Source organism: Nakamurella sp. (assembly GCF_048594475.1).
Lineage (GTDB): Bacteria > Actinomycetota > Actinomycetes > Mycobacteriales > Nakamurellaceae > Nakamurella.
In genome coordinates this window covers 1-9490 of sequence record NZ_JBMDXT010000144.1, presented here as the reverse complement: position 1 = coordinate 9490, position 9490 = coordinate 1, and the positions used below count along the sequence as shown (strand labels likewise).

The following is a 9490-nucleotide window of genomic DNA, read 5'->3' as shown; positions in this document are numbered from 1 at the left end:
GACGCGGCAGCAGGCCCAGGTCTGGCAGGAGCAGGCCAGGGCGGCCGCCGGCCGGGCCGGCCGACCTGCCCGCCGACCTGCCCGCCGCCGTGCGCACCCGGATCGTCGGCTGGGCGGCCGAGGTCGTCGGGCGCGCGACGGTCCGTGACCTCTCACCCCCGCTGCAGCGGGTCGCGCGGTTCGCCCCGGCCAAGCGCGCCCAACGTGCCGCCGGGGTGCTGACCGACGCGGTCCGGCACGACGAGGTGTTCCGGGCGATGGTCGCCGAACACGTCGCCGGGCTCGCGGAGTCGACCGGCGACGACCCGGCGTCGGCCGCCGCCCGCGCGGTGCTGCTCCGGTCCCCCGACGCGCCGGAGCTGCTCGACCGGGCCGCCGCGGCGCAGGGCCGCACCGACGCCCGCGCCCGGATCGGTGACCTGGAGCAGGAGCTGCGGGCCACGACCGCCCGCCTGGCCCGGGCCGAGAGCCGGCTCGCCGCGCAGGCGGCGGCCCCGCCGGTCGAGTCCGGGGCCGAGGCCGAGCGGCTCAAGAAGCGGCTGCGCGAGCAGGGCACCCGGGTGCGGGAGATGCAGGACCAGCTGGCCGCCGAACGGTCCCGGGCGCAGGCCCTGGAACAGGAACTGGCGCGGACGCGGCAGCAGGCCCAGGTCTGGCAGGAGCAGGCCAGGGCGGCCGCCGGCCGGGCCGACGCCGCCGCGGAGAACGTGCGCAAGCTCCGGGAGACCAGCGACGACCGGCGGGCCGCCGACGACCGCCGGCTCGACCTGCTGCTGCAGGTGCTCGAGGCGGCGGCGTCGGGGCTGCGTCGCGAGTGGGACCTGATCGGCGGCGGCCCGGCCCCGGCCGAGGTGGTGGCGTCCGGCATGGCCGAGCCGGCCACCGACCGGCGCACGGCCGATCCGGTCCGGCTCGCCGCCTGGGTGGGTCTGCCCGGGACCCACCTGATCGTCGACGGCTACAACGTCAGCAAGACCGGGTTCGCCGAACTGTCGCTGGCCGACCAGCGGGACCGGCTGGTGCGGCAGCTGTCCGCGCTGGCCGCCCGGACCTCGGCCGAGGTGACGGTGGTGTTCGACGGCGCGGCGGTGACCACCACCCGGCCGTTCGCGCGGGGCGTCCGGGTGCTGTTCTCGGCCCCCGGGGTGCAGGCCGACGACGTGATCGCCGACCTGGTCCGGGCCGAACCGACCGGACGTCCGGTGGTCGTGATCAGCTCGGACCGCCGGGTCGCCGATCATGCGGTACGCACGGGCGCGCGGTCCGGGCCGTCGTCGGTGTTCCTCGCCCTGCTCACCGGCGGGCCCGGGGGAGCGGGCGGGTGACGGCCCCGGTGGATGGGCCGGCCCGACCGGCGGCGGACTGCCTGCTGTGCCGTCCGGACGAGGCCGATCGTTTCTTCGGCCGCACCCGGGTGTGGACGGACGGTCGGTGGCGGCTGTCGGTGGTCGGGCACGGCCCGGTGCCGGGCTTCGCGCACCTGGAGCCGGTGCGGCACATCCCGTACGTCACGGATCTGGACGGGCCGGAGGCGAGCAGCTTCGGGCCCGTGCTGGCCGCGGTCACCGCCGCGCTCCGGACGGCGACCGGCGCCGACCTGGTCTATGCCGCCGTCTTCGGGGAGCGGGTCGCCCACTTCCACGTGAACCTCGCCCCGCACCGCGCCGGCGACGCGCTGGCCGGCGGCCCGGCGATGGTCGTCCCGGGCGCCCCCGCGGCGCCGGCGGCGGAGCACCGGGCCGTCCTGGACGCGCTGCGGGAGCACTGTCGGAGGTCGTCGCTACCGTCCGCACCGAGCACCTGAAAGAGCCGGAGAGTCCGGCGATGACGGGAACGGAGCGCGTCATGCACGTCGATTGCGATCACTGCGCGGTCAAGGGAAACGCCTGCGGCGGGTGCGTGGTCACCGTCCTGCTGGGGTCGACGCCGGACGGTATCGAATGGGACGAGGCCGAACGGTCGGCGATCGGCGCATTGGCCGAGTCCGGCCTGGTCCCGCCGCTGCGTCTGGTGCCCGTCCATCGACCGGGGGACCGGGCCGCCGGGTGACCGGCAGATGTCCAGCAGGCTGCCCCGTTCACCGGGTGTGACAGTGGTCTCAGTTGGGTCACGGCCGGAACGTGCCCGCGAGCTCGGGCGTCTGCGCAGGTCAGGGTGGTGAGGACGGACCGTCACCGATGCGATTGCATCGTGTTGTCCACAACTTTCCCATCTCGACTGGACTCTTTCGGGTTGGGTCTCGTAACCTATCCGAGACCTTCGGCCGCTTCCACCAATCGGGTGGTCCCGGAGGTCCCGCCGAATCGGCCGCCCGCGCTGGCATGCGTGGCACGCCGAACCGGGGAACCAGGTGTGTCTGGGGTGAATCCCCTGGTCGAGCGCGAGTGGCTGACGGCTGCCCGCATCCGGCCCGGGGTAGGGCTAACTTCCTGGCCCGAATCCGTCAGCTAACTCGGTAGGCGGCGAGGAGGAAGGTACGCCTGCTGTGGCGACCCTGCACGCCCGGCCACGGCCGGCCATGACGAACAGCCTTCGTCGACGTTCCCGTGGTGTCGCCATCGGCGCGATCGTGATGCTCTCCGCGAGCATGCTCTGGACCGGCTCGGCGCTCGCCGACCCGACCGATCCGACCACCGCCGACCAGGCCCAGCAGGCCTACCTGGACAGCTCGCACCGCGCGGGTGCGCTGAACGAGGAACTCCTGGTCGCCCAGGAGAAGGAGTCGGCCGCCACCGCGGCCGCCGCCGCCGCCGGTGAGCAGGTCACCGCGGCCGCCGCCGCCGCGCAGGCCGCCTCCGGCCAGGCCGCGCAGGCCGATGCGGCCGCCGCCGGCTACCAGGCCAAGGTCGACGCCTTCGCCAACGCCAGCTTCCGCGGTGCCCGGCTGGACGGCATGTCGGTCATGCTGACCGCAGGCTCCGCCGAGGACTTCCTGGACCAGGTGAGCTCCCTGGACCGGGTCGCCGCCGATTCCCAGCAGACCCTGAACGAGGCCATCGCCGCGCGGGACACCGCCGCGCAGGCCAAGGCCCAGGCCGATGCCGCGGCCGCCGCCGCCACCCAGGCCAAGGCCGATGCGGACGCCGCCGCCGCCGGTGCGCAGCAGGCGACCGCCGACGTGACCGCCCGCAAGACCGACCTGGACGCCGAGGCGGCCCGGTACAAGGCCCTCTACGACTCGCTGTCCCAGCAGGAGCGCGCCGCCGCCGACGCCGCGCAGGAGCAGGCCAATGCGGCCGCGAACGCCGCGGCCGAGGCCGCGCCGGCCGCGGCCGACCCGGCCCCGCAGGCGGCCAGCCGCTCCGACCGGACCGCGATCGCCGACTCCTCCGCGGCCACCAGCGAGAGCTCCGCGCCCAGTGCCCCGGCCGCCAGTGGGGCCGCCGCGGTCGCCGTGGCCGCCGCGCTGTCCAAGGTCGGCTCGCCGTACGTCTACGGGGCCGCCGGGCCGAACGCGTTCGACTGCTCCGGCCTGACCTCCTGGGCGTGGGCGCAGGCCGGCGTCAGCATCCCGCGCACCTCCGGCGGCCAGGCCGGCCTGCCCTCGGTGCCGCTGAGCCAGTTGCAGCCGGGCGATCTGGTCACCTACTACTCGCCGGTCTCGCACGTGGCCATGTACATCGGCAACGGCCAGGTCGTGCACGCCTCGACCGAGTCGCGTCCGGTGTACGTCACCTCGGTGAGCGGGGCCGGCCCGAACGCCACCGGCCACCGGGTGACCGGCTGACCCACGACGGCGGGCCGGGCCGCTAGGCTCGGCCCCACCCGGGGCGGATCGCCCCGGGGTCCGTCCGGCGCCGCAGGGTCGTGCGCAGAAGGGTCGTGGGTGCGCCACTCGTGCGGCGAACGCTGTTGGTGACCAACGACTTTCCGCCCCGGGCCGGGGGAATCCAGTCCTACCTGCTGGCGCTGGCCCAGCGGCTGCCGGCCGATCGGTTGGTGGTGTACGCCCCGGCCTGGCCCGGCGCCGCGGACTTCGATGCGCGGCAGCCCTTTCCGGTCTACCGGCATCCCGGCTCGCTGATGCTGCCCGGCTCGGCGGTCCGCACCCGGGCGGTCGAGCTGATCCGCGACCACGGCATCGGGGCGGTCTGGTACGGGGCGGCGGCGCCGCTGGGATTGCTGACGCCGGCCCTGCGCGCCGAGGGCGTCGTCCGCACCGTCGCCTGCACGCACGGCCACGAGGTCGGCTGGTCGATGGTGCCGGGCGCCCGGCGGGCACTGCGCCGGATCGGCCGCGTCAACGACGTGCTGACGTTCGTCAGTCACTACGCCCGCCGGCGGATCGCCTCCGCGTTGGGGCCGATGGCGGCCCTGGAGTACCTGCCGCCCGGCGTGCTGACCCAGACCTACCGGCCCGATCCCGTGGCCCGCGCCGCGATCCGCCGCCGGTACGGGCTGGGGGAGGCCCCGCTGGTCGTGTCGGTGTCGCGGCTGGTGGCGCGCAAGGGCCAGGACTCGCTGATCCGCGCGGCCGACCGGATCCGCACTTTGGCCCCCGACGCGCGCATGCTGATCGTCGGCGACGGGCCGGACCGGACCCGGCTGACCGGTCTGGTCGACCGCCTGGGCCTGGCCGGCCGGGTCCGGCTCACCGGCGCCGTGCCGTGGTCCGACCTGCCGGCGCACTACGCAGCCGCCGACGTGTTCGCCATGCCGTGCCGCACCCGCGGGCTCGGGCTCGACGTGGAGGGCCTGGGGCTGGTCTTCCTGGAGGCCGCGGCCACCGGGCTCCCGGTGGTGGCGGGCCGGTCGGGCGGGGCGCCGGAGACGGTGCAGGAGGGCCGCACCGGCACCGTGGTGGACGGGCGCGACGTGCCGGCGGTCGCCACCGCGATCGCCGATCTGCTGGCCGACCCGGCCCGGGCCGCGGCGATGGGCGCCAACGGCCGGCGCTGGGTGACGCAGGCGTGGAACTGGGACGCATCGGCCGGCCGGCTGGCCGAGTTGCTCTCCGGCTGACCCCCGACGCCCGATCGGGTGATCGGTTCCCGCCGGATCGCGTGACACCGCTCACAAGCGGTGTGCAATGCGCGTGAATCGATAACGTTGTCAGCCCGAATTGAGAGGTTGGTCATGCGCATTCGGGGTGCCGCCATCCGTGTCGGTGTCGTAATCTATTCGTGACCTGGAGCAGCGGATGTCGCACGGACACCCCTCCGGGTCACCGCCTAATCGATGCCATCGCATCGAACCGGGGACCCAAGTTATGTGTGGGGTGAATCCCGGGTGGGACGACGCGTGCCGCACGGTGCTCCCCGTCCGCCCGGGTAGGGCTACTTCCTGGCCCGAACCCGTCAGCTAACTCGGTCGGCGGCAAGGAAGAAGGGCTTGCCGTACCCGTGACGCACCACCGTGGTTCCCTGCTGCGTGCCGCCGCCGACCGACGACCCAGTGCCGGCCCGCCCGGCCGCACCCGGACCCCGCGCCGGGCCCGCGTCTACCGGATGGCCGGTGGCGTCGTGCTCGCCGCCGCGATGCTCTCGACCGTCGCCGCGCTGCCGGCCGCCGCCGATCCCGGGGTCCGGTCGCCCATCTCCGCCGACGGGGCCCAGCCGGCCGCCGCCGAGCAGCCGGCCCAGCCCGCCGCCGAGCAGCCCGCCCCGGCCGTGGCCGTCCCGGCCACCGCCGAGGAGGCCAAGCAGTCCTGGCTCGACGCCGCCCGCCGGTCCGAGTCGTACAACGAGCAGGTGCTGCCCGCCCAGGCCGCGGTCGACGCGGCCAAGGCCCAGTCCGACGCCGCGGCCGCCGCGCTCGCCGCCGCCGCCGACCGCACGTCCGCCGAGCAGCAGAAGGTCGCCGCCGCGGACGCCGTCGTCGCGCAGTTCCAGGCCAAGGTGGACGCCTTCGCCAACGCCAGCTTCCGCGGGGCGCGGACCGACGACCTGTCCGTGCTGCTCACCGCGGGCAGCCCGCAGGCCTACCTGGACCAGGCCGGGTCGCTCGGCCAGGTCGCCACCGACCAGCAGCAGACCCTGTCCGGGGCGCTGGCCGCCCGGCAGGCCGCCGCGGATGCGCGCGCCGCCGCCCAGGTCGCCGAGGGCCAGGCCCGTGCGGCCAAGCAGGCCGCCGACCAGGCCACCGCGGACGCCCAGGCGGCCCGGGACGCGCTGGACACCGGTCAGGCCCAGCTGCAGGGCGAGATCGCGGTGTACCAGCTCGCGTTCGCCCAGCTGTCGACCTCCGACATCGACGCCGCGGTCGCCGCCCAGGAAGCCGCCAACCTCGACTCCGCCTCCGTGGCGCGGCAGGCCCAGCAGGCCGCCCAGCGCGACCGCGCGGGCCTGGCCGACGACGCCGCGCCGGTCGGCGACACCGGCCCGGCGTTCGCTGCCTGGGCCGCCGCCCACGCGCCCAGCGCGCAGGCCGGCATCGCGGTGGAGGCCGCCCTGTCCCGGCAGGGCCTGCCCTACGTGTGGGGTGCCGTCGGCCCCGACACCTTCGACTGCTCCGGCCTGATGCTATGGGCGTGGCAACAGGCCGGAGTGGACATCCCCCGCAACAGCGCCGCCCAGGCGGGGCTGCGGGAGATTCCGCTGGACGAGCTGCAGCCGGGCGACCTGGTGACCTATTACTCCCCGGTCAGCCACGTCGGCATGTACGTCGGCGACGGCAAGGTCCTGCACGCCTCCATGCCGGGCGTGCCGATCAAGGTCGTCCCGCTGGCCGCGGCCGGCCCCAACCCGACCGGGCACGCGGTCAATCGCTGACCCGGGGCGCTGCCTAAGGTGGGCCGGTGCGCCTGTCCTTCGTCTCCGACGTCCACGGCAACGTGGCCGGCCTGCGGGAGGCGGCCCGGCACGCCGAGCGTCTGGTCGTGCTCGGTGACCTGATCGACTACGTCGACTACCACGATCCGGCCGGGGGCATCCTCGGCCGGATCTTCGGCGCCGCCCGGGTGCAGCCGTTCATCGACCTGCGCCTGGCCGGCGACTTCCCGCGCCTGCGGCAGCTCAACAATGATCTGTGGGACGGCATCCCGGACCCGCTGGGCACGCTGTCCGACGTCGTCGCGGCGCTCTACCGGGACGTGCTGGCGGCGGTCGGCCCGGGCACCCTGCTCACCCTGGGCGACGTCGACGTCGCCGAGTTGTGGACGGACGTGGCCGGGGCCGAACTGCCGTACCTGGACGGTCAGGTCGTGGAGGTGGGCGGACTTCGGCTGGGTTTCGTCGGCGGCGGGGCCAGCCGCCGCGCGGGCGCGGTGTTCGGGGGACCGGCGCAGATCTGGCGCCCGTTCATGCGCACCCACGAGGACTACAAGGCCGCGGTCGCCCGCCTGGGCCCGGTCGACATCCTGTGCTCGCACGTCCCGCCGGCCGTGCCGCTGCTGCGCTACGACGTCGTGCCGGGCCGGTTGGAGATGTGCGGGCCGGGGCTGGTCGAGGCGATCGACGAGTTCTCCCCGATGCTGGCCGTGCACGGCCACGTGCATCAACCGATCGCCCGCCGGCTGCGCCGCGGCCGGACCGAATGCGTCAACGTCGGCCACTTCCAACGCTTCCCGACGCCGTTCGAGATCGAGGTCGGCTGACCGCCCGGGCCCGCCCCGCCGGGCCGTCGCCGGGAGACCCGACGCACACCCGGGGCGCGCGGCCGGCTGCAGCCGAACGCCTCCGACCTGGGTAGCCTTCCTGGCATGGCCACTCCCTCTTCGCAGTCGATCACCATGACTGCCGAACCCGCGGCGATCATGGACGTGATCGCCGACTTCGCCGCCTATCCCGAGTGGGCGGGTGCGGTGAAGAGCGTCGACGTCACCGTTCCGGGTGAGAACGGCCGGGCGCGCCAGGTCAGGTTCAGCATGGACGCCGGGCTGCTCAAGGACACCTACGAGCTGGCCTACCAGTGGGACGACGACGGCATGGGGGTTTCCTGGTCGCTGGTTTCGGGCCAGCTGCAGAAGTCGCAGCAGGGTTCCTACAAGCTCGCGACGACGCCCAAGGGCACCGAGGTGACGTACACCCTCGCGGTGGACCTGTCCGTGCCGATGATCGGCGTGCTGCGCCGCAAGGCCGAGCGGGTGATCCTGGACACGGCGCTCAAGGAGCTGAAAAAGCGGGTCGAAGCCGGATGAGGATTGCCCTGCACACCGGCAAGGGCGGGGTCGGCAAGACCACCATCTCGGCCGCCACGGCCGTGGCCTGGGCCGCCGGCGGCGCCCGCACCCTGCTGGTGTCCACCGATCCCGCGCATTCGATCGGGGACGTCCTGGGCACCCGGCTGCACGGCGAACCGACGCCGGTGCCCGGCCGGCCCGGACTTTTCGCGGCCCAGGTGGACACCCGCGGGCGGTTCGAGCAGAGCTGGCGCCACATCCGCAGCTACCTGGTCGGCGTCCTGTCGGCCCGCGGCATGGCCGAGGTGCAGGCCGAGGAACTCGTGGTGCTGCCCGGCGCCGAGGAGATCGTGGCCCTGCTGGAGCTGCGCCGGCTGGCCGCGTCGGGCGACTACGACGCGATCGTCGTGGACTGCGCCCCGACCGGGGAGACGCTGCGGCTGCTGGCCCTGCCCGAGACCATCGGCTTCTACGCCCAGCGGCTGCTGGGCACCCCGCAGCGCGTGCTGCGGACCATCGCGGCCTCGATCACCGGCCTGCCCGGCGCCCCCAACGCCACCGTCCGCGACGCCGTCGGCGAGTTGCTGTCCGAGCTGATGGCCGCCCGCGCGCTGCTCGCCGACCCGACGATCACCGGGGTGCGGCTCGTGCTCACGCCGGAGCGGATGGTCGTCGCCGAGGCCCGGCGGCTGTTCACCGCGCTGTCCCTGCACGGGTTCGCGGTCGAGGCCGTCACCGTCAACCGGCTGCTGCCGCCGGGCGTCGGCGGGGAGTTCCTGCGCCGCCAGCGGGAGAGCCAGCGGGAGGCGATGACGCAGGTCGAGGAGTCGTTCCAGGGGTTGCCCATCCGGCGGGTGCCGACCCGGCCGGAGGAACCCATCGGGGTCGCCCAGCTGGCCGAGCTGGCCGCGGACCTGTTCGCCGCCGGTCCCGCCCCGGCCGACCCGCTGGCCACGGTCGGCGCCGGTCCGGTCACCGCGGGCACCGGCCCGGCCATGGAGGTCACCGGCTCCGACGGCTGGTACCAGCTGTCGCTGCCGTTGCCGCTGGTCGATCGCGGTGACCTGGCGCTGTCCCGGTCGGGCACCGATCTGGTGGTGACCGTCGGCGACGTCCGCCGGCGCATCGCGCTGCCGTCCGGGCTGCAGCGCTGCACCACCGAGGGCGCGAGCTTCGCCGGCGGCCGCCTGGTCATCGACTTCGCCGCCGACCCGGCCCAGTGGCCGGCCGGGCTGGCCGCCGGCGTCCCGGGCGCGGTGCCCGGCGCGGCGATGGCCGGTGCCGGGTGAGCGAGCACGGACCGGACGCCGCCGGGTCGAACCCCGCCGGTTCGAACACCGGGGCCCAGGCCGGGCCGGGCCCGGCCGGATCGCCCGCGGTCGGCCCGCTGGCGGTCGAGGCGGCCCTGCTGCTCGACGTCGTCGCCGACCG

The 9490-nt window shown here is 75.3% G+C and carries 9 protein-coding genes and 2 riboswitches; all 9 genes read left to right on the top strand.

Annotation, left to right across the window (positions count from 1 at the left end):
- Nucleotides 1-1325: NYN domain-containing protein (locus ACOJUF_RS07245; protein ID WP_420121189.1), on the top strand; the 1325-nt coding region annotated here is incomplete at its 5' end.
- The gene (locus tag ACOJUF_RS07240; protein WP_420121188.1) at nucleotides 1322-1804 is read left to right on the top strand and encodes an HIT family protein; all 483 of its coding nucleotides are present in this window, start codon (nucleotides 1322-1324) and stop codon (nucleotides 1802-1804) included. The genes ACOJUF_RS07245 and ACOJUF_RS07240, both read left to right, overlap by 4 nt.
- 20 nt (nucleotides 1805-1824) lie before the next feature.
- A complete protein-coding gene (locus ACOJUF_RS07235; RefSeq protein WP_420121187.1) occupies nucleotides 1825-2049 on the top strand; it encodes a hypothetical protein in 225 nt (74 codons plus the stop codon).
- A gap of 237 nt (nucleotides 2050-2286) precedes the next feature.
- Nucleotides 2287-2477: riboswitch (cyclic di-AMP (ydaO/yuaA leader) on the top strand.
- A gap of 8 nt (nucleotides 2478-2485) precedes the next feature.
- On the top strand, nucleotides 2486-3727 hold the full coding sequence (locus ACOJUF_RS07230) for a C40 family peptidase (RefSeq protein WP_420121186.1): 1242 nt from the start codon (nucleotides 2486-2488) through the stop codon (nucleotides 3725-3727).
- 110 nt (nucleotides 3728-3837) lie between these two features.
- Nucleotides 3838-4962: a glycosyltransferase family 4 protein gene (locus ACOJUF_RS07225; RefSeq protein WP_420121185.1), complete on the top strand. Its 1125-nt coding sequence runs from the start codon at nucleotides 3838-3840 to the stop codon at nucleotides 4960-4962.
- A 196-nt stretch (nucleotides 4963-5158) separates the two neighbouring features.
- A riboswitch (cyclic di-AMP (ydaO/yuaA leader) is annotated at nucleotides 5159-5330 on the top strand.
- Between the two features lie 12 nt (nucleotides 5331-5342).
- Nucleotides 5343-6710, top strand: a complete 1368-nt coding sequence (locus ACOJUF_RS07220; protein ID WP_420121184.1) for a C40 family peptidase — start codon at nucleotides 5343-5345, stop codon at nucleotides 6708-6710.
- Between the two features lie 26 nt (nucleotides 6711-6736).
- A complete protein-coding gene (locus ACOJUF_RS07215; protein ID WP_420121183.1) occupies nucleotides 6737-7534 on the top strand; it encodes a metallophosphoesterase family protein in 798 nt (265 codons plus the stop codon).
- Nucleotides 7535-7639: 105 nt separating this feature from the next.
- Nucleotides 7640-8077, top strand: coding sequence for an SRPBCC family protein (locus ACOJUF_RS07210; RefSeq protein WP_420121182.1), 438 nt, complete (start codon nucleotides 7640-7642; stop codon nucleotides 8075-8077).
- Nucleotides 8074-9348, top strand: a complete 1275-nt coding sequence (locus ACOJUF_RS07205) for an ArsA family ATPase (protein ID WP_420121181.1) — start codon at nucleotides 8074-8076, stop codon at nucleotides 9346-9348. Before ACOJUF_RS07210 ends, ACOJUF_RS07205 begins: the two co-directional genes overlap by 4 nt.
- Nucleotides 9349-9490: the final 142 nt, after the last annotated feature.

Bases quoted from the DNA above. Each gene is read 5' to 3' on its own strand.
- ACOJUF_RS07235 (WP_420121187.1), top strand. From the start codon at position 1,825: ATGACGGGAACGGAGCGCGTCATGCACGTCGATTGCGATCACTGCGCG.
- ACOJUF_RS07210 (WP_420121182.1), top strand. From the start codon at position 7,640: ATGGCCACTCCCTCTTCGCAGTCGATCACCATGACTGCCGAACCCGCG.
- ACOJUF_RS07205 (WP_420121181.1), top strand. From the start codon at position 8,074: ATGAGGATTGCCCTGCACACCGGCAAGGGCGGGGTCGGCAAGACCACC.